23 protein-coding genes and 1 pseudogene are annotated in these 19714 nt (G+C 62.5%); 9 read left to right on the top strand and 15 right to left on the bottom strand.

The window, feature by feature from the left end; all coding sequences use genetic code 11:
• Positions 1–1467: pseudogene (locus tag ACE04I_RS08550) on the bottom strand (hypothetical protein); the annotation flags it as partial.
• A gap of 58 nt (positions 1468–1525) precedes the next feature.
• Positions 1526–2824, bottom strand: coding sequence for an adenylosuccinate synthase (locus ACE04I_RS08545; RefSeq protein ID WP_046794543.1), 1299 nt, complete (start codon positions 2822–2824; stop codon positions 1526–1528).
• 288 nt (positions 2825–3112) lie between these two features.
• Between ACE04I_RS08545 and ACE04I_RS08540 the strand changes: the two genes are divergently transcribed.
• The gene (locus tag ACE04I_RS08540; RefSeq protein ID WP_046794544.1) at positions 3113–4045 is read left to right on the top strand and encodes a DMT family transporter; all 933 of its coding nucleotides are present in this window, start codon (positions 3113–3115) and stop codon (positions 4043–4045) included.
• On the opposite strand, the gene ACE04I_RS08535 is transcribed toward ACE04I_RS08540, so the two are convergent.
• A complete protein-coding gene (locus ACE04I_RS08535; protein WP_046794545.1) occupies positions 4003–4212 on the bottom strand; it encodes a hypothetical protein in 210 nt (69 codons plus the stop codon). The two genes, ACE04I_RS08540 and ACE04I_RS08535, sit on opposite strands and share 43 nt — an antisense overlap.
• A 249-nt stretch (positions 4213–4461) precedes the next feature.
• Here ACE04I_RS08535 and ACE04I_RS08530 point away from each other — a divergent pair, with 249 nt between their 5' ends.
• Together ACE04I_RS08530 and ACE04I_RS08525 are read left to right on the top strand one after the other, a co-directional pair.
• Entirely contained in the window at positions 4462–5034 is a 573-nt protein-coding gene (locus ACE04I_RS08530) for a transglycosylase SLT domain-containing protein (RefSeq protein ID WP_046794546.1), read from the top strand.
• Between the two features lie 79 nt (positions 5035–5113).
• Positions 5114–5827, top strand: a complete 714-nt coding sequence (locus ACE04I_RS08525) for a hypothetical protein (protein WP_487206980.1) — start codon at positions 5114–5116, stop codon at positions 5825–5827.
• Positions 5828–5920: 93 nt separating this feature from the next.
• Here ACE04I_RS08525 and ACE04I_RS08520 read toward each other — a convergent pair whose 3' ends face one another.
• From ACE04I_RS08520 to galE, 6 genes are all read right to left on the bottom strand, one after another.
• Complete coding sequence (locus ACE04I_RS08520; protein WP_046794547.1) at positions 5921–7348, bottom strand: aldehyde dehydrogenase family protein; 1428 nt, start codon at positions 7346–7348, stop codon at positions 5921–5923.
• A gap of 70 nt (positions 7349–7418) precedes the next feature.
• Positions 7419–8033, bottom strand: a complete 615-nt coding sequence (locus ACE04I_RS08515; protein ID WP_046794548.1) for an alpha/beta hydrolase — start codon at positions 8031–8033, stop codon at positions 7419–7421.
• Between the two features lie 24 nt (positions 8034–8057).
• Entirely contained in the window at positions 8058–8987 is a 930-nt protein-coding gene (locus ACE04I_RS08510; RefSeq protein WP_046794549.1) for a VOC family protein, read from the bottom strand.
• 135 nt (positions 8988–9122) lie between these two features.
• Positions 9123–9812: a uracil-DNA glycosylase gene (ung, locus tag ACE04I_RS08505; RefSeq protein ID WP_046794550.1), complete on the bottom strand. Its 690-nt coding sequence runs from the start codon at positions 9810–9812 to the stop codon at positions 9123–9125.
• Between the two features lie 10 nt (positions 9813–9822).
• Positions 9823–10218 (bottom strand): VOC family protein, encoded by a 396-nt coding sequence (locus tag ACE04I_RS08500; protein WP_046794551.1) that lies wholly within the window; start codon positions 10216–10218, stop codon positions 9823–9825.
• A gap of 14 nt (positions 10219–10232) precedes the next feature.
• Positions 10233–11222 (bottom strand): UDP-glucose 4-epimerase GalE, encoded by a 990-nt coding sequence (gene galE / locus ACE04I_RS08495; protein WP_046794552.1) that lies wholly within the window; start codon positions 11220–11222, stop codon positions 10233–10235.
• Positions 11223–11610: 388 nt separating this feature from the next.
• Between galE and ACE04I_RS08490 the strand changes: the two genes are divergently transcribed.
• Positions 11611–11973, top strand: coding sequence for a YbaN family protein (locus tag ACE04I_RS08490; protein WP_046794553.1), 363 nt, complete (start codon positions 11611–11613; stop codon positions 11971–11973).
• Here the strand turns inward: ACE04I_RS08490 and ACE04I_RS08485 are convergent, their stop codons facing one another.
• Genes ACE04I_RS08485 through ACE04I_RS08475 form a run of 3 tightly spaced genes read right to left on the bottom strand, consistent with a single transcriptional unit; the run spans position 11974 to position 14725 of the window.
• On the bottom strand, positions 11974–12756 hold the full coding sequence (locus ACE04I_RS08485) for a heme ABC transporter ATP-binding protein (protein ID WP_046794554.1): 783 nt from the start codon (positions 12754–12756) through the stop codon (positions 11974–11976).
• Entirely contained in the window at positions 12753–13841 is a 1089-nt protein-coding gene (locus ACE04I_RS08480) for a FecCD family ABC transporter permease (protein WP_046794555.1), read from the bottom strand. Before ACE04I_RS08480 ends, ACE04I_RS08485 begins: the two co-directional genes overlap by 4 nt.
• Complete coding sequence (locus ACE04I_RS08475) at positions 13841–14725, bottom strand: heme/hemin ABC transporter substrate-binding protein (RefSeq protein ID WP_046794556.1); 885 nt, start codon at positions 14723–14725, stop codon at positions 13841–13843. The genes ACE04I_RS08480 and ACE04I_RS08475 overlap by 1 nt, the downstream gene beginning before the upstream one ends.
• Before the next feature lie 164 nt (positions 14726–14889).
• Between ACE04I_RS08475 and hmuQ the strand changes: the two genes are divergently transcribed.
• On the top strand, positions 14890–15237 hold the full coding sequence (gene hmuQ / locus ACE04I_RS08470) for a heme-degrading protein HmuQ (RefSeq protein ID WP_046794557.1): 348 nt from the start codon (positions 14890–14892) through the stop codon (positions 15235–15237).
• An 11-nt stretch (positions 15238–15248) separates the two neighbouring features.
• Positions 15249–15788 carry a heme utilization cystosolic carrier protein HutX gene (hutX, locus tag ACE04I_RS08465; protein WP_046794558.1) on the top strand — a complete coding sequence of 180 codons (540 nt, stop codon included), beginning with the start codon at positions 15249–15251 and terminating at the stop codon, positions 15786–15788.
• Positions 15789–15924: 136 nt separating this feature from the next.
• Here the strand turns inward: hutX and ACE04I_RS08460 are convergent, their stop codons facing one another.
• From ACE04I_RS08460 to ACE04I_RS08450, 3 genes are all read right to left on the bottom strand, one after another.
• Positions 15925–16155, bottom strand: coding sequence for a hypothetical protein (locus ACE04I_RS08460; RefSeq protein ID WP_046794559.1), 231 nt, complete (start codon positions 16153–16155; stop codon positions 15925–15927).
• A gap of 18 nt (positions 16156–16173) precedes the next feature.
• Entirely contained in the window at positions 16174–17283 is a 1110-nt protein-coding gene (locus ACE04I_RS08455) for a flavodoxin family protein (protein ID WP_487206979.1), read from the bottom strand.
• Positions 17284–17356: 73 nt separating this feature from the next.
• Complete coding sequence (locus ACE04I_RS08450) at positions 17357–17545, bottom strand: DUF3008 family protein (protein ID WP_046794560.1); 189 nt, start codon at positions 17543–17545, stop codon at positions 17357–17359.
• Between the two features lie 95 nt (positions 17546–17640).
• Here ACE04I_RS08450 and ACE04I_RS08445 point away from each other — a divergent pair, with 95 nt between their 5' ends.
• The 3 genes from ACE04I_RS08445 (at position 17641) to ACE04I_RS08435 (ending at position 19678) form a co-directional block, all read left to right on the top strand.
• Positions 17641–17946 (top strand): hypothetical protein, encoded by a 306-nt coding sequence (locus ACE04I_RS08445; RefSeq protein ID WP_487206978.1) that lies wholly within the window; start codon positions 17641–17643, stop codon positions 17944–17946.
• 179 nt (positions 17947–18125) lie between these two features.
• Positions 18126–18905 (top strand): nucleotidyltransferase family protein, encoded by a 780-nt coding sequence (locus ACE04I_RS08440; protein ID WP_046795065.1) that lies wholly within the window; start codon positions 18126–18128, stop codon positions 18903–18905.
• On the top strand, positions 18902–19678 hold the full coding sequence (locus ACE04I_RS08435; protein ID WP_082118336.1) for a metallophosphoesterase family protein: 777 nt from the start codon (positions 18902–18904) through the stop codon (positions 19676–19678). Before ACE04I_RS08440 ends, ACE04I_RS08435 begins: the two co-directional genes overlap by 4 nt.
• The last annotated feature ends 36 nt before the right edge of the window (positions 19679–19714 follow it).

The raw sequence follows: 19714 nt of genomic DNA, 5'->3' as shown, positions 1-19714 counted from the left end.
GTCGGGTGGCGGCGCCGCGGCGCCGTTTCCATTGCCGTTCGACGGCTGCGCGGGCGGCGGCGTCTGCGGCGTGGCGGGCGCCGTCTCGGCGGATGGCGTTTCCGTTCCGGGTGGGCCGGGCTCCACGAAGGCGCTGACCATCTCGGTCAAAGCCTCGCGGTTGAGCCAGAGGCCGTAACCGCCGCCGAGAACGACGACGAGGCCCAGCAGGCCGAGCACCACACCGGTGTAGCCGCGCTTCTTTTCAGGGGTGACGCGATAGGCCTTGGCGGCGGGCGCATCGTCCTTCGCGCTTTCAGCCGCGAGCGGATCGCGCGCCGTACCCGTGAAGGGAGCGTCCTTGTTGTAGCCGATCAGCTCCTCCAGGTCGGCCCAAGGGTCGTTTTCCTCCTTGCGGGCGCCGTCCGCCTGCCGATTATCGGCATCGGACACAGCATGCGAGGGCTTTGCCCCGAACTCGGGAAGATCGGAGACGGAAGGCATGCGTACCGAATCGGCCGCGACATTGTTCTCCTGAACGAAACGGGCGTCGACCGGCTCCGATGCGGCGGCATGGGCGTCGGCCTCTGCCCCCTTGCGAGCCGGCAACGAAAGGTCCGGGACGTCGTTCCATGCCGATTCGGCTTCCGCAGCGTGCCGCGTTTCGGCCGGGTCGTTCCAGCCCCAATCCTCTTCCGGACGCTGCGCGGCGGCTGCCGGTTCATGCTCCCAGGCGGGCTCCTGCGGCTGGCCGGCTGCTACCGGCTCTTCCTCATGCGCCGGATGGTAACCATCGGCGGCATATTCGGATGCCGGCGCCGGCTCCTCGGCAAGCCTGTCCGATGTATCCTCCAGGCGCGGGATCGTCTCGTAGGCCGGCTCATGCGGCGAAACCGTATCCTCGTCCGGTATTTCGTCGCGCCAGTCGCCGTAGCGTTGAGGCTCCTCGCCCGAAGGCCCCTGCTCGTCAGACGCGGCAGTTACCTGTTCCGCTTCCTCTTCCGGATAGGCGGGCTCTTCCGGATAGGCGGGAGTGGTTTCCGCATAGGCTTCGCTTTCGGCCTGCGGCTCCGGCTCATGCGCCTCGGCTTCCTCCGCAACAGGCTCTTCGGCCGCAGCGGTTTCCTGCCCCGCCTCATGCACGTCGCGCTCGGCCGGCTCCTCGTAGGTATCCGGCTCCTCCTGGGCAGCCGGTTCCTCGGGAAGGGCCGCATCGGTCTCCGCCGGATAGGCAACCGGCTCCTCGGCAAGCGCCTGTTCTTCGATCGGCGGCAGGGCCTCGGCGTGCTCGCCTTCCACCTCGACGATCGCCGCTTCCAGCTTTTCCATCTGCCGGCGCAGCATGTCGTCCGAGGGACGCGGCTTCATGTTCTCTAGCTGCCGCTGGACCGCGCTACGAGCCTTGTCGTAGACCTTCGTCCGCATTTCGGGCGTATTGTTCGCCAGACCGTCCACGGCGCGGCGGATAACCGCTACAAAATCAGCCATCAGCACTTTCTCACGTTCATCGGCTTAACGCCGGATGAAAGGTAACCATTTTGAGACATTAGTCTTCAAACGGATCAGTCACAAGTATGGTGTCCTCGCGCTCCGGACTGGTCGAAAGTAGCGCGACGGGCGCACCGATCAATTCCTCCACCTGGCGGACGTATTTGATCGCCTGAGCCGGCAGGTCCGCCCATTTGCGGGCGCCCACAGTCGATTCCTTCCAGCCTTCGAGCGTGATGTAGACCGGCTCGACGCGTGCCTGCGCGCCCTGGCTTGCCGGCAGGTGATCGATCCGCTCGCCATCGAGCATGTAGCCGACGCAGATTTTCAGCTCGTCGAGGCCATCGAGCACATCGAGCTTGGTCAGCGCGATGCCGGTGATTCCATTGGTCGCCACCGACTGACGTACCAGTGCTGCGTCGAACCAGCCGCAGCGGCGCTTGCGGCCCGTTACCGTGCCGAACTCATGGCCCTTCTCGCCGAGGAACTGGCCGATCTCGTCGTTGAGTTCAGTCGGGAACGGCCCCTCGCCGACGCGGGTCGTATAGGCCTTGGTGATCCCCAGGATGTAGCCGAGCGCGCCGGGCCCCATGCCGGAACCGGCGGCCGCCTGGCCGGCGACCGTGTTGGACGAGGTGACGAAGGGATAGGTGCCGTGATCGATATCGAGGAGCGAACCCTGGGCGCCTTCGAACAGGATGCGCGAACCCTTGCGGCGCTCCTTGTCCAGAAGCTCCCAGACGGTCTCGCGGTAAGGCAGGACCCGCTCGGCAACCGACATGAGCTCCTGCATGATGGTCTCATGCGAAACTTCCGGAACGCCGAAGCCGCGACGCAGCGCGTTGTGATGGGTGAGGATGCGATCGACCTTGGCCGAAAGCGCTTCCGGATCGGCAAGGTCCATGACGCGGATGGCGCGGCGGCCCACCTTGTCCTCATAGGCCGGGCCGATGCCGCGGCGGGTGGTGCCGATCTTGGTGCCGCTGTTGGAGGCCGCATCCTCGCGCATGCCGTCCAGTTCGCGGTGCAGAGAGAGAATCAGCGTCGCGTTGTCGGCGATGCGCAGGTTGTCCGGGGTGATATTCACCCCTTGTGCTCCGAGCTTGTCGATCTCGGCGACCAGCGCATGCGGATCGACCACCACGCCGTTGCCGATAACCGCCAGCTTGCCGGGGCGCACGACGCCGGAGGGCAGCAGGGAAAGCTTATAGCTCGTGCCGTCGATCACCAGCGTATGGCCAGCATTGTGCCCGCCCTGGAAGCGCACGACGATATCGGCGCGTTCCGAAAGCCAGTCGACAATCTTGCCTTTGCCTTCGTCGCCCCACTGCGAACCGATCACTACGACATTCGTCATTTTTCGCTTCCTGTTTTCCGGGCAAAGCCCAAACGTCCATACGCGCATAGCCCCATAGATCGAAATGATCCATGGAAGGGATATGCGCCGATCCGAATTCCCACAGCGTTTTGCCTGTCGCACACGGCAAACGCGCTGCAAACGGCCGCATCTATAATGCCTTGGCGGAAGGAAAGCGACCTGTTTGTGGCCATGCCATGGTTTTTGCGTGACAAATCACCGAACGGCGCGTTATTGCGCCTGTCGCCGAAGGTTTGATGCGCCTTTGCGCCGGCGAAGGAGAATGTCTTGCGCAAAATGGCCTATTTCTATCTCGCCACGGCAGCGCTCTGCTGGGGCGGCAACGCGGTGGCGGGTAAGCTCGCGATCGGCCATGTGAGCCCGATGATGCTCACCTTCTGGCGCTGGTTCTTCGCAACCGCCATCATCTTCGCGATCTCGGTTCCGCAGCTCGTCAGGGACTGGCCTGTCGTGAAGAAAAACCTGCCGATCTTCATCTTCTACGGCATCATCGGCTACACCATTTTCAATGCCGCGCTTTATACCGCCGTCAACTACACGACGGCGATCAACGTGACGATCGAGCAGGCCGGCATTCCGATGCTGATCTTCGTCCTCAATTTCCTCCTGTTCAGGACGCGGGTATCGTTCGCGCAGATCGCCGGCTTTTCGCTGACGCTGGCGGGCGTTGCGCTGACCGCCGCCCATGGCGATCTTGGAAGCCTCATCCATCTCGGGGTCAATTTCGGCGACGCTATCATGATCATCGCCGTCGTGGTCTATGCCCTCTATACGATCGCGCTGCGCTGGAAGCCGCGCGTCGACTGGCGCACGCTGATGGCCTTCCCGGCACTGTTCGCGATGCTGGCCACCGCGCCGCTGGTGGCATGGGAATATTCCCGCGACGCCCTCGTATGGCCGGATACCGAAGGCTGGGTCATCGGCCTCTATACGGCGATCTTCGCCTCACTCATCGCGCAGATCTTCTACATCAGGGGCGTGGAAACCATCGGCGCCAACCGCGCCGGCCTCTTCATCAACCTTGTGCCCGTCTTCGGCACGCTGCTGTCCGTCGCCATCCTCGGCGAGGACCTGCAGCTTTTCCACATCCTCGCGCTCGCACTGGCGCTTGGCGGCATCGCGATCGCCGAAATTGGAAAACCGGCCTCCGCAGGCGATCAGGCCGGCATCTCGGCGCCTTCGGCAAACAGATCGAAATAGCCGTCCAGCGCGTCCATCGTGCCGAGATCGCCTTCGGCGCCCTCGAATTGCACCGAGGGCGAGGCTGCGAAATCGCGGACGAGGCCGGTCGGTCCGGCCGCATCGGCTTCCTTGCCGGCGATGAGAACCGTCAGAACGATCGCGGAAATGATGAGCTTCTTGACCATTGCCTGAACCCTGTTTCGTCGGACGGCCAGCCCGCCGTCTCTTTTTCTCGATGAAGCCAGCCTAGGATGGCAGGTTTTCGGCGCGCTTAAGCCGATAACTGCAATTTTAATGAAATCGCGCTTTTTCCCACAATGAGACGCCGCCTGGGGGACGCCACCGGGGGCGCTGTCGGCGCGACATCCCGATTCCTAAACTTTTCCTTAAATTTTACGGGTCATTAATCTCTCGAAACCGAGAGAGACTAGGCGATGCGTATTGCGTTCTCCATCGCTCTCCTGCTGCTGCTTTCCGCCTGTGCTTCCGCTCCCAACCGGATCACGAATGCCTGTGCGATCTTCGAGCAACGGGACGGGCTTTTCAACAACTGGGCACGCGATGCCAGGGCAGCCGAGCGCGAATTCGGCGTACCCGTACCCATCCTGATGGCGACGATCTATACGGAATCCGGTTTCCGCTCCAACGCCCGACCGCCGCGCACCAAGCTGCTCGGCTTCATTCCGTGGAAGCGCCCCTCCTCCGCCTATGGTTATGCGCAGGCGCTCGACGGAACCTGGCTCGAATACAAGCGCGCCACCGGCCGCTGGAGCGCCAGCCGTACCGATTTCACCGACGCAATCCACTTCGTCGGCTGGTATCATAACCGCAGTCACATGCGGAACGGCATTCCGCTCAACGACGGCTACAGGCTCTATCTCGCCTATTATTCCGGCCACGCCGGCTATTCGAAGGGCCAATTCGGCTCCGGCGTCAGGAAGGCGGCCCAGCGCTCCGCCGCCATGGCATCGAAATACGAGGCGCAGTTGAGGAACTGCGGTTACTGAGGCTGGAACGTGGAAACACGCGACGATTGAATTCCGTCCTCCTTCCCCTAAATTCCGACCGGATTTGGGGGGAAAGGCAATGAGGGCTCGCCTGAAGGGCATCATCGCATCCGTGTTGGCGCTGGCGGGCTGCGGCTCGATTTATTATCGGGATCAGCCGCCAGGCAGGTTCAGCGGCAGTCTTGTGGTCATGTGGGTGGGCGAAGGCGGCCCGAGTGGAGACGGCAAATTCGTCTTCGTTCCTCGACCGGGCGCACCGCTGACCTTCACCCGCCCGAACGGCAATCAGCCCGCAACGGTTATCAAGCCGGGCATCATGTATACCGATGGCGGCTCCGTCCCAAGAGGTGCGCAGATATTCAAGGGCCTTTCACCCTGGGGCTATGCGCCGGCTTACATGATCCACGATTGGTTGTTCGAAGCACGGCATTGTCTTCTCGACGGGGAGCGCAATCCCCGTTTCGACGGGCTTGAAGACGTAACTTTCGAGGATTCTGCAAAAATTCTGGGCGAGGCCATCCAGGCGCTGATCGTGCAAAACAAGGTGGACCGCAACGATCTTGCCGGAAACGCCATTACATCCGCCGTCAGCGGAGCGTTTGCGAAGAAGGTGTGGAATGAACAGGGGGCCTGTGCTCGGGGCCACATCTCTGAGGAACATCGCGCGGAAATCGATGCGGCCTTTCCCGAAGTGGCTCCCGAGGAGAAGGACCGTGTATTTCGCACGCCTCCGGCCCCACCGCGCATCGCTGGTGCCCGGCCGGGAAGGATCATCTCGGCCATCGACTTTTAGCAACCCGCTGCGGCTCTGTGCCTGAAGCCCGTTGCTTCGGCTTACGCGATCAGAACACCCGCAGGTTTGCGAACGGATGGAGGATTGAAAGTTTCATTCGCCGTAGCCGACGATGCCCTTGATCTCCAGGAAGTCGTGGATGGCCCAGTCGGCATATTCCCGGCCATTGCCGGATTGCTTGTAGCCGCCGAACGGCGCCTTCGTGTCCCAATCGGGATAGTTGATGTAGACTGAGCCGGCTCTTAGCCGTGCGGCGACCTTGCGGGCATGGGCGAGATCACCCGACTGGACGTAAGCCGCGAGGCCGTACGGTGTATCGTTGGCGATCTCGATCGCCTGTTCCTCGTCCCTGTAAGGCAGGATCGACAGCACCGGCCCGAAGATTTCCTCGCGGGCGATGGTCATGTCGTTGGTCACGTTTGCGAACACCGTCGGCCGCACATAGTAGCCGCGATTGAGATTTTCCGGCCTGCCCGGTCCGCCGGTCACGAGTGTCGCGCCCTCCTCGATACCGGCCTCGATCAGCCGCTGGATCTTGTCGAACTGGGCCTTGCTGACGACCGGACCGAGATCGGTATCCTTCGCGCGCGGATCTCCCGTCTTCACCTTTTCCGCGGCTGCCTTGGCGATCGCAAGCGCCTCGTCATGCCGATCGGCCGGCACCAGCATGCGCGTCGGCGCATCGCAGGACTGGCCGGAATTGCCGAAGCAGGACGTGACCCCTTCGGAAACCGCCTGTTCGAGATCGGCATCGGGAAGGATGATGTTGGGAGACTTTCCACCGAGTTCCTGCGCCACCCGCTTGACGGTATCGGCCGCCGTCTTGGCGACGATAATGCCGGCGCGCGTCGAGCCGGTGAAGGACACCATGTCGACATCCGGATGGCCGGCCATGACCTGCCCGACATCGGGACCGGTGCCGTTCACCAGATTGAACACGCCCTTCGGCGTGCCGGCCGCCTCCATCACCTCAGCGAAGATGATGCCGCTGATCGGCGCGATCTCGGAAGGCTTCAAAACCATGGTGCAGCCGGCGGCGATCGCCGGCGCCACCTTGCAGACGATCTGGTTGAGCGGCCAGTTCCACGGTGTGATGAGGGCGCAGACGCCGATCGGCTCCTTGACGATGGTCGTCGTGCCGCGCTTCTCGGTGAACTCGTAAGCCTCGAAGGCTTCGATCGTGGCGATGAGGTGCCCCTTGCCGGCGGCGGCTTGCGAATTGCGGGCGAAGGTGAGCGGCGCCCCCATTTCCTGCGAAACCGCTTTGGCAATGTCTTCGTAGCGCTTCTCGTATTCAGCGAGGATGCGTCGCAGGAGCTTCAGCCGCTCCTCCTTCGGCCAGACGGAAAAGACAGGAAATGCGGCTTTCGCCGCGGCCACCGCCTTATCCACATCCTCCTTCGAGCCGAGAGCGATCCGCGTGAAGGCCTCTTCCGTCGAAGGGTCGATCACGTCCAGCGCCACGGGGATTGCAGGCTCCACCCATGCGCCGTCGATGAAGAATTTCAGGTGGTTGCTCATGGGAGACCTCCGATCGAACAGGCATGACCTGGATACTATCGACCATGGTCATGCCTGCCGCAAGCAGAACTCACCCACTGTAAGGAGCAAAGAACGTCCTTACCGCCTCGATCTCGTTGGGGCGGATTTCATGCCCGCCGGCATGCCATTCCACCGTCACCTTGTCGCCCTGGCTCTGGAAATAGTCCGCGAGCGCCTGCGTCTCGGTCACCGGGCAGATCGGGTCGTATTGACCGGCAGTAATCAGCACACGTGCCGTCTCCCCTTTGCTGCGGTCCTTGGGCACGAACGGGATCAGCGGGTGCATCAGCACGCCCGCATGGAAGAGGCCGGGTTTCTCGATCATCATATTGGCGAGAATGTTCGCGCCGTTCGAAAAGCCGAGTCCGAGCACGGCCGAGGAGCCGTGGCGGTCACGGTTGGCCGCCACGAAGTCGCTCATCCGCTCGGTTGCCCGGGAGAGATCGTCCAGATCGTAGACGCCCTCGGCCCTGCGCCGGAAGAAGCGGGCCGCACCATGTTCGGCAACATCGCCGCGCGGCGAGATCACCGTGGCGTTCGGCAACAGCCGGCCGCCGAAATCGAAGAACTGGTTCTCGTCGCCGCCCGTGCCGTGAAAGACGAACAGGATCGGCGATCCGGGTGCACCGGGCCTCGCCCGGTGCACATAGCTGTCGTGACTCATTTCTGTTCTCCTGTCCCGAAACCCTTATGCGATCGGTTCGAGATGCTGTTCGAGGGTCCTTCTCAGGTGCTCGTGCTGCATCGGCAGCTTCAGCGCCTCCCCGAGATGGGCGGTATCCTCGTCGCGATCGAAGCCAGGTTCGTTGGTGGCGACCTCGAACAGCACGCCGCCCGGCGTGCGGAAATAGATCGCCCAGAAGTAATCCCGGTCGATAACGGGGGTTACCTGATAGCCGGTATCCATCAATGCCTTGCGGACTTCGAGCTGCTTTTCGCGGTTCTCTACCGCAAAGGCGATGTGATGCACGGAGCCCGCGCCGGGGCGCGCGCCGTTGATGTTCGGCATGGTTTCGATATCGATGACATCGGCTCCGTTGCCGCCCGGAATACCGAGCCTCGTGACCCCGTCCTTCGCATCCACCTGTTCATAGCCCATGAACTTCAGGAGTTCGGCGGTCGCGCCTTCGTCGCGAAGCCTCAGCGAAGCGGAATGGAAGCCGCGGATCGCATGGTCTTCGGAAACGCCGTTGCCGGTCCAAGGCAGGCGGGCATCGTCCTTGACCTCGACAAGCGCGAAGCCGTCGCCGTCCGGGCCTGCGAAATGCAGCCGGTTTTCACCGAAGGCGCTGTCGGCCTTGATGCCTTCGACGCCCGCCTTCGTCAGCCGGTCGGTCCAGAAACCGAAGGAGCCTTGCGGCACGGAGAAAAGCGTGGTCCCCACTTCGCCCGTGCCGGGACGGCCGCGGGCGATATGCGGGAACGGGAAATAGGTCATCACCGAACCCGGCGTGCCGACTTCGTCTCCGTAATAGAGATGGTAGACATCCGGCGCATCGAAGTTGACGGTCTTCTTGACCCGGCGAAGCCCGAGCGTATCGGTGAAGAACCTGTTATTGGTGCTGGCGCTGGCCGCCATCGAGGTGACGTGATGGAGACCCTTGATCTGATCGAGCATTTGAAACCCCTTTCCGGCTCTAAAAGCCTTTGTTCTGGGGCAAATGTGGTCGATCGGGTGGGACTTGGATAGGCTACCGTCCCCGAACGCATTGTTCACTGAATGGATATCACGAAGTCCGTATCGTTCACTGAACTAGACGCGTTCAGGCAATTGCCACTCCACTGGCTGTTTGCCGCGCGAGGCCAGGAATTCGTTCGCCTTGGAAAAATGACGGCAGCCGAAAAAGCCGTTATGGGCCGAAAGCGGCGAGGGATGCGGAGCACGCAGCACGAAGTGCTTTTTCGTATCCACGAAGGCCGCCTTCTTCTGCGCGTAGGAACCCCAGAGCATGAAGACGACGCCGTCGCATTCCTCGTTGACGGCGCGGATCACGGCATCGGTGAAGCGTTCCCAGCCGCGCCCCTGATGCGAGGCCGCCCTCGCCTCCTCCACGGTCAGCACGCTGTTGAGCAGCAGCACGCCCTGCTCCGCCCAGTGTTCGAGGAAACCGTGATTGGCGGGCGGAATGCCGAGATCGGTCTGCATTTCCTTGTAGATGTTGACGAGCGACGGCGGAATGCGCACGCCGGGCCGGACACTGAAACAGAGGCCGTGCGCCTGCCCGTAGCCGTGATAGGGATCCTGCCCGAGGATCACCACCTTGACCTTGTCGAGCGGCGTCAGGTCGAGAGCCCGGAAATATTCCGAGCCCTTCGGAAAGACGTGCTTGCCCGCCTCCTTTTCGGAAATCAGGAAACGGCGGAGCTCGCTCATATACGGGTTTGCGAATTCCGGTCCGAGCACCCGCTTCCAGCTTTCCTCGAGCTTCACGCCCTCCGTCATCTCCATCTCCTTACTGGAACCGCCCGCCTCTCTGCAGCACTTCGATCTTGTAGCCGTCCGGGTCGGTCACGAAGAAGAAGCGCCCGAAGGGCTTACCGCCGTGCTGCATATCCACGAGCTTTCCGACCGGCAGTCCAAGCCCGGTGAAGCGCTCGTATTCGGCATCGACATCCTCGACGGAGACTGCAAGGTGGCCATAGCCGTTGCCGAGCTCATAGGGTTCTCCCCGGCCCGCATTGACCGTCAGCTCCAGTTCGAAGCCGGTCTCCGGATTGGAAAGATAGATCAGCGTGAAACCGTCGAAGGGAACGCGCTGCGCCACCTCGAGCCCGAAGGCCTGCCGATAGAATTCAACTGACCGCGCCTCCTCCAGCACGCGGATCATCGAGTGGATCATCTTCGCCATGACTGTCTTCCGTATCATTCCAGGATGTGATTGCTGCGCGAATGCCAGTCCCACGCGGAGCGGATGATATCCGTCAGACTGTATTTCGGCTCCCAGCCGAGCACGGCGCGCGCCTTGTCGTTGTTGGCGACGAGCGAGGTGGAATCGCCGTCCCGCCGGCCGACATATTCCACCGGGAAGGGCTTGCCCGATACCTCGGAGATCGCCGCCAGCAGTTCCTTGACGGTCGTGCCGGTTCCGGTGCCGAGGTTGAGTTCCACCGTCTCCCCGCCATCGAGCAGGTAGTCGACGGCGCGCACATGCGCGTCCGCGAGGTCGAGCACGTGGATATAGTCGCGCACGCAGGTGCCGTCGCGGGTATCGTAATCGTCGCCGAACACCTTGAAGCCCTGACGGCGGCCGAGCGCGGCCTCGATCGCCAGCGGGATCGCATGGGTTTCCGGCGTATGCCACTCGCCGATCCGGCCTTCGAAATCCGCGCCGGCGGCGTTGAAATAGCGCAGCATCACCGAGCGCAGGCCCTTATAGGTGCCGTAATCCTTGAGCGCCTGCTCGATCACCCACTTGGTGCGGCCGTAAGGATTGATCGGAGCCTGCTTGTGCGTCTCGTCCATCGGCACCCGGTCGGGCAGGCCATAGGTGGCGCAGGTCGAAGAGAAGACGAAGGCCTCCACGCCGGCATCGATCACGGCAGCCAGAAGCGTGAGCGCGCCGACGACGTTGTTGTCGTAGAAGCCGACGGGGTTCTTGACCGACTCGCCGACCTCAATCAGCGCCGCGAAATGCAGCACCGCATCCGGCTTGTGCTTGGCGAAGACTTCGTCGAGGCGCGCACGATCGCGGATATCCCCCTGCTCGAAGGGCCCCCAGCGCACGAATTCAGAATGACCGTTGGAGAGATTGTCGAAGACGATGGGTTCATAGCCCCGTTCCGCCAGCACTAGGCAGGTATGGGAACCGATATAGCCGGCCCCGCCGACCACGAGCACTTTCTTTTTCGACATCATGTCTCCTGAAGGCTGTTGAAGTCGGCGGCACTATAACGGGCATGTCCGGAAAAGCCAGCCGCAGCGGCGAACATCAGGATGCTTAAACTCAACATCGGGACTGCGGCCGGTTCACTGGTTTGACCGGAGTGCAGGTGCTACTTTCGTCATTCCTGTTCCTCGGGTTAAACCCGAGGATTGTCACAGGAATCCAGCCGCGCGAAGTCTTTTGTGTGAAAGGACTCTTCCCCGTCGCGGACGCGACGCCGCTGGATCCCTGTGACAAGCACAGGGGGATGACGATTTGAGGCATCGACAGCCCCTGGAAAAAACTTATGCCTTGCTACAAAATCATGAGAAAACATGAGCTTCAGGGACTTACCTGAATCATTCACGAAAGCACCTGATGCGCCTTCTGTACCTCTGTCTCGGCTGGCTTTTCGTGGCACTCGGCGTGGTGGGCGCGTTCCTGCCGGTGCTGCCGACGACGCCTTTCCTGCTGCTGGCGGTCGCCTGCTTCGCGCGCTCGTCGCCGCGGCTGGAAGCTTGGCTGATGGAGCATCCGAAGTTCGGCCCTCCTTTGAAGAACTGGCGCAGGGAAGGTGCGATCAGCAGAAGGGCGAAGATCGCCGCGGTTACGCTTATGGCTGCAAGCTATGCGCTCTTCTGGTTCGGCACGTCACCGCCCTTCTGGCGGGCGATGCTCGTTGCGGCCGTGATGATCGTTCCGGCGGTCTTCGTGGTGACGCGGCCAGAACCGAGTTCCTGATCAGCGCTCGCGTGATTGCGGCAGCACATAGGGAATGTGCTCGGCCGGAAGACGCCCCACCGCACCGGCGATACCGTAGACGCTGGCGATAATCCCGTCGTTCACCGTTTCGAGACAAGGGCCTTCCGCCACCACCCGGCCATGGTTCAGCACCACGAGATGATCGGCGAACTCGGCCGCCAGGTTGAGGTCGTGCAGGATTGCAAGGACGGCGCCGCCGGCGCTGGCGAAATCACGGGCGATCTCCAGCACGGCGATCTGGTGGCCGATATCGAGGCTTGCGGTCGGCTCGTCGAGGAAGAGCGCCCGCGGCAGGCCGTCCGCGACCGGATGCGGCACCTGCGCCAGCGCCCGAGCGAATTGCACGCGCTGCTGCTCGCCGCCCGAAAGTGAGAAATAGGGGCGGCTTTCGAAGCCGCGCAATCCGACGCGGGAAAGCGCCTGACGGGCCTGTTCGGTCGGGTTCAGCGCCCCTTGAGCCACCGCCCCCATGCGCACGATCTCGAGAGCCGTGAAGGGAAAGGCAAGCTGGATCGCCTGCGGCAGGACCGCCCTCCTCCGCGCGAGGTCGGCGGGCTTATAAAGACGGACATCGGTGCCGTGATAAGTAACTGTGCCTCGATCTGGCTCCATCTCTCCCGAAATGGCCTTCATCAGCGTCGACTTGCCCGCTCCGTTCGGGCCGATCACCACCGTGAATTGGCCCGGTTTCAGCTCGATGCTGATATTGTCGACCAGATTTCGACCATCTCGGGTGACGGTAATCTGTTCCGCGGAAATCATGGCGCATCCCTCATTCCGAGGCCGCCTCGCCTGCCGAGCAGCAGGAAGAGGAAGACAGGCGCTCCGAAGAGCGCTGTGATGACGCCGATCGGCAATTCGGCGGGTGCGGCCACGGTCCGGGCGACACTGTCGGCGATGAGTAGCAGCGCGCCGCCGCCGAGCGCCGATCCCGGCAAAAGGAAACGGTGCGACGGCCCCATCACGAGACGCAGGAGATGCGGCACCACGATACCGACGAAGCCGATCGAGCCTGCGACCGCGACGGTGGAGCCGCAGGCGGCCGCGACCGCCACGATCACGATCTTCTTCAGCCGCTGCACCGGAATGCCCATGTGGAAGGCGGCGGCATCGCCGAGCACCAGAGCGTCCAACCCGCGGGCTACGAAGGGAATGATCGCCATCACCAGCACGATGAAAGGCAGGATCGACAGCACGCGCCCGGAGGTCGCTCCGCCGAGAGAGCCGAGGCTCCAAAAGGTGATGTCGCGCAATTGCCGGTCATCGGCCATGAAGATCAGCAGCCCCATGAAGGCCGCGGCAAAGGCGCCGATCGCGATGCCGGAAAGGATGAGCGCGGTCGTGGAGGTCTGCCCGTCACGGGTTGCGATGACATAGAGCAGCCAGGTGTTCAAAAGCCCGCCAAAAAACGCCATCAACGGCAGGAAATAGCTGCCGAACAGAGCCGAAAGCGGCGCCAGAACCGTTCCGCCGAGCACGATCGCGATAACGGCGAAAAGCCCGGCGCCGGAGGTGACCCCGACGATGCCGGGGTCTGCGAGCGGGTTACGGAAGAGCCCCTGCATCATCGCTCCGGAGACCGCGAGCCCCGCGCCGACCAGAAGCCCGAGCGCGGTGCGCGGCAGGCGCACCGCCTCCAGCACCACCCGCTCCTGATCCGAAAGGCTGGCCGTGTTCCCGGTCAGATAGGCCCAGAGTTCGGAGAGGCCGACCCCTGTCGGGCCGCTGCCGAGCGAGACGAGGCAGGCGGCGACAAGCAGGAGGACGAGCAGCAGGAGGACGATCGCTCCCTGGTGCGTCCGGTCTCCATCGGCTGCCAGCCGGAAGGGCATTGCCAGCGTCTTCATCAGTTCATCGCGCCCGGATAGAGGCTTGCGGCGAGCGTGCGGGCAGCCTCGGGCGTGCGCGGGCCGAAGCCGAGCAGAAGCAGGCCGTCCATGGAAACCAGCGCCTTGTTGGCCGCAGCCGGCGTTGTTTGCATCGAAGGCAGCGCAAAGACTTCCTCCGGCTTCAGCTGATGGTCGCCGCGCGACATGGAGAGGATGACATCGGGCTTTGCCGCGATCACCGCCTCGTCGGAGAGCGGCTTGTAGCCGGTGATCGTCGGGGCGGCATTGATGCCGCCGGCCATTTCGATAATGGCACCGGCCTCCGTATCGGCGCCGCCCGCCATGATGCGGCCGTTGGAAACGGACAGCACGAAGAGCACCCGCTTCTTCTCGCCGCCCAGCTTGGCGACGTCTTCCGCAAGCGTCTTGAGGTCCTTATCCGTCGCGCTTGCGAGCGCTTCCGCCTTGTCGGAGAGGCCGACCGCTGCGCCGACATCCCTGATCTTCTGGGGAATGGCCTCGGCCTTCGGCGGCGTCGGGATCGTCACCATCGCAACTTCACTCGCCCGGAGGATGTCGAGAACGGGCGGCGGTCCGGAGCCTTCCTCGATGAGGAGCAGATCCGGCTGCTGGCCGAGAATGCCTTCGGCGGAAAGGGCGCGCATATAGCCGACATCCGGCTTGGAACCTGCTTCGGAGGGATAAAGGCTCGTCGAATCCACCGCGACGATGCGGTCCTGCGCACCGAGAGCATAGAGGATTTCGGTTACCGTGCCGCCGACGGAGACGATGCGCTGGGCCTCCGGATTACCCTTCTCCGCGGCAAAAACGTTATGGGACAGCATGCTTCCCGTCAGGACGATGGCTGCGAACAGCCCGCGAAAAACAAAGGAAGACCTCATGATTTCTGCCCCTTTCCCATCCGTTCGGAGCACGTCCGACCGCGCCTGCCATTCTCGATGGCATCAATAACTTGAGTTGACTACGCAAGTTTTTTCAGCTTTTCAAGAGCACCGGCCGCAGATATCTTGAGCCGAAAATGAAACATATGTGAGGGACCGATCCAATGTACATCGCCATGAACCGTTTCCGCGTCGTGCCGGGCTATGAAGAAGCCTTCGAAGCCGTCTGGCGCAGCCGCGAAGGTCGGCTGGCCGAGCTTCCGGGCTATATCGAATTCCACATGCTGAAGGGCCCGAAGGCGGAGGATCACACCCTCTACGCATCCCACACGGTCTGGGAGAGCTACGAGCATTTCCACGCCTGGACTCAGTCGGAACAGTTCCGCGCGGCCCATGCCAAGGCCGGCGAAAACCGCGGCAAGGTCGAATACCTTTCCGGCCCGCATTTCGAGGGTTTCGAAGTCATCATCCATGAAGACAGCAAGGGCGTTCGCCGCGCCGATGCCGCGTGAGGGAAACAGAGATGAACGCAGCCGCTGACATCAAGCCGGGCCACATCAACCCCGATCCGCGCGCCCGCGCGCTCGAAGCCCTCGCCGCCAAGCCGGATGGCGTCGTGGAGGCGATCGCCTCCACCGCCGACGTAACACCTGCCGAAATCCTCGAAATCCTGCCCAAGGGCGCGGCTGTGATCGCCTCCAAGGAAGCCTTCGCGGATATCTGGTCAGAACTGACCACCTGGGGCGAAGTGCTGTTCATCGTCCACACGGACGATATCGTGCTCGAGGCCGAAGGCAGCCTGCCGGCGGGCTCCGAAGCCCATGGCTGGTTCAATATTCACGGCGACAGCCCGATCGGCGGTCATATCAAGAAGGACAATTGCGCCTCGGTGACCTTCGTGGACCGGCCCTTCCACGGCCGCCGCTCCTGTTCCGTCTGGTTCATGAACGAGAAGGGGTCGGCCATGTTCAAGGTCTTCGTCCGCCGTGACGAGAACCGCGAACTGATCACGGAACAGCTTGCGAAGTTCGAGGGCCTGCGCGACCGTTACGCCGCGCTTTGAAAGGAACCGGCCCAGGAAGTTTCTCCTGGGCCGAAAAACCTGAACCATGCCGCCGCGCCGCTGGCGGACCGTTCGCCCTCCCCGTGCGTAACAAGGAAGGTGATCTTGAGTGGCGCGGCGCACTTTTCGTGGCCTCTCAGATCGCCGGCACCCATTTCCAGAAGACGCCTTCCATTCGATCCGGATAATATTTGAACTCGCATTCGAAGCGCCGGCCATAGATTGCCGCGGCCTTCAGCGCGTTTTCGCTCACGGGTTTCATTCCGGTCCCTGGCGCGAACCAGTCCTCGAGAAGATCGTCGGGAATATAGACGCCTACCCGCAAAGGCAGCGCCGTCAGGGTCGCTTCGAGTTCATCCGGCGGCATGATAATCCCTCCTCGTTTTTATTTCGAACGCGGCTCCTTCAGCCCCGCACCGGCGCCGATCCTGTGCCCGGCATGCTTGGCCAGGACCGCCTCCAGGAGCGTGCGCGCGGCGTTGCGAACCTCTTCCTGCATTGCCTGGTCGCGGTCGAGCGCCTCGTGGCTGGTGGCATAGGGCTCCCAGTATCCGATATAGCGGTCCAGTTCCGCAAGCGGTCCCGCCGGCATCAGGTGCATGAAACGCAGCCAATCGGAAAGGCTGCGGCGGACATTCTCAGCACCTTCCACGTCGCCGTGGCTGATGACGGAATAAAGCCGCCCTTCGAGATGCCGCGGATAGTCCCAGCCGCGCATCTCGATTTCCTTGGCTTCCTTGGCGTGCTTGCCATGTGTGGTGGTGGGATCGGGATTGCCGCCATCGGCGCAGACGAGCCGGTCCATCATCAGCTTCACCGGCGAGGAAACCTGATACCAGTTGACCGGCGTGATGATCATGATGCCATGCGCCTCCACCCAGAGCGGATAGATCTCGTTCATCCAGTCGTGAACCTGCCCGAGCGAATAATTCGGATAGCAGGAGCATGGCCAGTGACAGAGCGCCGGGGAGGTTGAAAAACAGGCCTTGCAGGGATGGATATGACGTCCGTATTCGGAAGCGAGCCGGCTCAAATCAAGCACTTCCACCGAAACGTTCTCAGATTGCCTGAAAACTTCCTCCGCCACTTTCACCAGCCGGTAACTCTTCGAAAGTTCGCCGGGACAGGTGTGCTCGCTGCGCGACGAGCCGCTGACCAGCAGGAAGCGGCGCGGACCATGAGTATCCTCATGGCGAGCCGCGGCCGCCTGAACGGCATCGCGGGCGTTCAGCCAGTCGACGGCAAGATCGTAATCGGGATCGGCGAATCCTGGACCGGCCTTGCGCGTCTTCGGGCTCTTGCGGGAATTGTAATAGGCATCCCAGGCGGCATCCGCGATCCGCCCGAGTTCGGCCGAAAGCGGATCGTAGGCCCTGTCCTGGAACTGGTTGAGAAAGCGGCGCTTGAACTCTGCTTCGTCGAGGCGGGGACTCGGGCTTCCCTTGCGGGGTTCAAGGTCATGAGCTTGCGGCGTTTCACCTGAATTTGCAGGCATGGCAATGTCCCGGAACAAGGAAAGGGCGAGCGCCTTCGTAACGCTCGCCCTTTCGTGAAGGTTCCGGCTCCGCTCAATGATGAGCGTTGTGCTCCGGCTTGCCCTTGCGCTTGGTCGAAGCCATGTCGTGCAGCTCCTTTTCGCTCATGGATTTCTCCATGCCTTTCGAAGCGCCCTTGAGCTCGCTCTTCTTGATATCGCCGCGCTTGGCGGCGAGCGCGGCACCGGCCGCCTTCTGCTGTGCCTTGGATTTCGCTGGCATGTCTGCCTCCTCGGATGATTGGCAGGGAATCCAACAGGTGAGAGGGCAGATGGTTCCGGGATAGCCGGAACCACACGCCGGTGCGGGAGGTTCTGGTGATAGTCGCGATCACCGGAACGCGGCAGGAAACCGAAGAAAGGCATGGGATCATGGAACGCAAGGCAAACGATGATCGCGAGAACAATCGTTTCGAGCAGAAGGATCGTCAGCGGGTGGACGACGAATTGCATGCGCAGACGGACATGACCAAACATGAGGCGCAGAAGGAAGCCTCCGAACTCGGCGGCGGCGACACTTACCTCGTCGAGACCGATCTCGATGAGCGGGATCAGCGGGAAGACGAAGACCAGCCCGATGGCCGCGCAAGCCCGATGGCGAATACGGACAATCCGAAGGATTGACCTCGCCGTTCGGTTCTCCCGCCCGAATGGAAATCGGCCGGGCACGGAACCTCCGGCCTTCCCAAGGTGTTCATCTGCGCGGACCAAAGTTTCGGAGATGGCCGATGAATGCCGAAGTCAACGCAGCGCAGAACCTGCCTCGGGAGGGCACAACGCACCCGGTGGAGACCATGCCCGGCATGGAGGTGAAGGCCGCGCCGACCCTCATCGACGCGGAAGCCGAAGCCTTTGTGGCCCAGGCGGTGGAAGATCTGGCCAATTGCCACATCCCCTTCCTGCTCGCCGGCACTTTCGCGATCAGCGCCTATACGGGTATCACCCGGCAGACCAAGGATCTCGACATCTTCTGCAAGGCGGGCGACTACGCCCGCATCCTCGCCCATTTCAAGGAGAAGGGTTACGAGATCGAGGTGGAAGACGACCGCTGGCTCGGCAAGGTCAAGCGGGGCCGCCACTTCTTCGACGTGATCTTCGCCGGCTCGAACGGCACCATGCCGATCAGCGACGCCTGGTTCGAAAACGCCCGCCAGATCGACATGAACGGGCACAAGGTGCGCATCATCGCACCGACCGAGCTCATCTGGTCGAAATGTTTCGTGCAGCTTCGCCACCGCTATGACGGCGGAGACGTGGTGCACATGATCCTGCGCGCCCACGACCAGGTCGACTGGCAGCGGCTGCTCAACCACATGGAAGTGCATTGGGAAGTGCTCCTCATCCACCTTCTGAACTTCCGGTGGATCTATCCGACCGAGCGCGACAAGGTGCCCGACTGGCTGCTCGACGAACTCCTCGACCGCCTGAAAGCACAGCGCGAACTGCCCCTGCCGCAGATGAAGATCTGCCGCGGCCGGATGTTCAGCCGGGTGGATTTCGAGATCGACGTGAAGGAATGGGGCTTTGCCGATGTCGGCGGCGAGGGTGACCTGCGCGAGGACCTGGAAGGAACACTCGCATGAAGAACCCCACGGAAGCGAAGAGCCAAACCGCGAAACCGGAAGCGAGCGAAACGAAAAAGGCGAACGGCAAGCTGAAGATCGCCGCCATGGGCGACCTGCATATCAAGGAACATGGCGGCAATTCCTACAAGGAACTCTTCACCGAAATCTCGCAGTCAGCCGACATCCTGGTGCTGACCGGCGATCTGACCGATCTCGGCAAGCCGAGGGAGGCGGAAATGCTGGCCGCCGATCTGCGCTCCTGCTCCATTCCGGTGGTGGGCGTGCTCGGCAATCACGATTACGAATGCGGACATGTCGAGGAGGTGACGGCGATCATCAAGGATGCCGGCATGCACCTGCTCGAAGGCCAGGCGGTGGAGATCGGCGGCGTCGGCTTTGCCGGCGTGAAGGGTTTCGCCGGCGGCTTCGGCCGCCATATGCTGGGCTCCTTCGGCGAGCCGGCGATCAAGGCCATGGTGGCGGAAAGCGTCGAAGAGACCATGAGGCTCGAAAACGCGCTCCGGCAGGTGCGTTCCGAGCGCGCCATGGTGGTTTTGCATTACGCGCCGATCGTCGAGACGGTGGAAGGAGAGCCGAAGGAAATCTATTGCTTTCTCGGTTCCTCGCGGCTTGCCGAAACCATCGACCGGTTTCCGGTATCGGCCGTGGTGCACGGCCATGCCCATCGCGGCAAATACGCCGGCAAGACGCCTGGTGGAGCGCCGGTCTACAACGTCGCCTCGCATGTCGAGAAGCCCACCGGCCGGCCCTATGCGCTGATCGAGCTGTAGAAGCATCTCCCTATCAAGTGGGAGGTCGTCGCGAAG

Source organism: Rhizobium moroccans, from assembly GCF_057559155.1.
Note: the sequence above shows the minus strand (reverse complement) of the source record. Positions and strands in the feature narration are given on the sequence as shown.

Coding starts and splice junctions, on each gene's coding strand:
- ACE04I_RS08545 (WP_046794543.1), bottom strand. CDS start 2,824: ATGACGAATGTCGTAGTGATCGGTTCGCAGTGGGGCGACGAAGGCAAA.
- ACE04I_RS08535 (WP_046794545.1), bottom strand. CDS start 4,212: ATGGTCAAGAAGCTCATCATTTCCGCGATCGTTCTGACGGTTCTCATC.
- ACE04I_RS08530 (WP_046794546.1), top strand. CDS start 4,462: ATGCGTATTGCGTTCTCCATCGCTCTCCTGCTGCTGCTTTCCGCCTGT.
- ACE04I_RS08525 (WP_487206980.1), top strand. CDS start 5,114: ATGAGGGCTCGCCTGAAGGGCATCATCGCATCCGTGTTGGCGCTGGCG.
- ACE04I_RS08520 (WP_046794547.1), bottom strand. CDS start 7,348: ATGAGCAACCACCTGAAATTCTTCATCGACGGCGCATGGGTGGAGCCT.
- ACE04I_RS08515 (WP_046794548.1), bottom strand. CDS start 8,033: ATGAGTCACGACAGCTATGTGCACCGGGCGAGGCCCGGTGCACCCGGA.
- ACE04I_RS08510 (WP_046794549.1), bottom strand. CDS start 8,987: ATGCTCGATCAGATCAAGGGTCTCCATCACGTCACCTCGATGGCGGCC.
- ung (WP_046794550.1), bottom strand. CDS start 9,812: ATGACGGAGGGCGTGAAGCTCGAGGAAAGCTGGAAGCGGGTGCTCGGA.
- ACE04I_RS08500 (WP_046794551.1), bottom strand. CDS start 10,218: ATGGCGAAGATGATCCACTCGATGATCCGCGTGCTGGAGGAGGCGCGG.
- galE (WP_046794552.1), bottom strand. CDS start 11,222: ATGTCGAAAAAGAAAGTGCTCGTGGTCGGCGGGGCCGGCTATATCGGT.
- ACE04I_RS08490 (WP_046794553.1), top strand. CDS start 11,611: ATGCGCCTTCTGTACCTCTGTCTCGGCTGGCTTTTCGTGGCACTCGGC.
- ACE04I_RS08485 (WP_046794554.1), bottom strand. CDS start 12,756: ATGATTTCCGCGGAACAGATTACCGTCACCCGAGATGGTCGAAATCTG.
- ACE04I_RS08480 (WP_046794555.1), bottom strand. CDS start 13,841: ATGAAGACGCTGGCAATGCCCTTCCGGCTGGCAGCCGATGGAGACCGG.
- ACE04I_RS08475 (WP_046794556.1), bottom strand. CDS start 14,725: ATGAGGTCTTCCTTTGTTTTTCGCGGGCTGTTCGCAGCCATCGTCCTG.
- hmuQ (WP_046794557.1), top strand. CDS start 14,890: ATGTACATCGCCATGAACCGTTTCCGCGTCGTGCCGGGCTATGAAGAA.
- hutX (WP_046794558.1), top strand. CDS start 15,249: ATGAACGCAGCCGCTGACATCAAGCCGGGCCACATCAACCCCGATCCG.
- ACE04I_RS08460 (WP_046794559.1), bottom strand. CDS start 16,155: ATGCCGCCGGATGAACTCGAAGCGACCCTGACGGCGCTGCCTTTGCGG.
- ACE04I_RS08455 (WP_487206979.1), bottom strand. CDS start 17,283: ATGCCTGCAAATTCAGGTGAAACGCCGCAAGCTCATGACCTTGAACCC.
- ACE04I_RS08450 (WP_046794560.1), bottom strand. CDS start 17,545: ATGCCAGCGAAATCCAAGGCACAGCAGAAGGCGGCCGGTGCCGCGCTC.
- ACE04I_RS08440 (WP_046795065.1), top strand. CDS start 18,126: ATGGAGGTGAAGGCCGCGCCGACCCTCATCGACGCGGAAGCCGAAGCC.
- ACE04I_RS08435 (WP_082118336.1), top strand. CDS start 18,902: ATGAAGAACCCCACGGAAGCGAAGAGCCAAACCGCGAAACCGGAAGCG.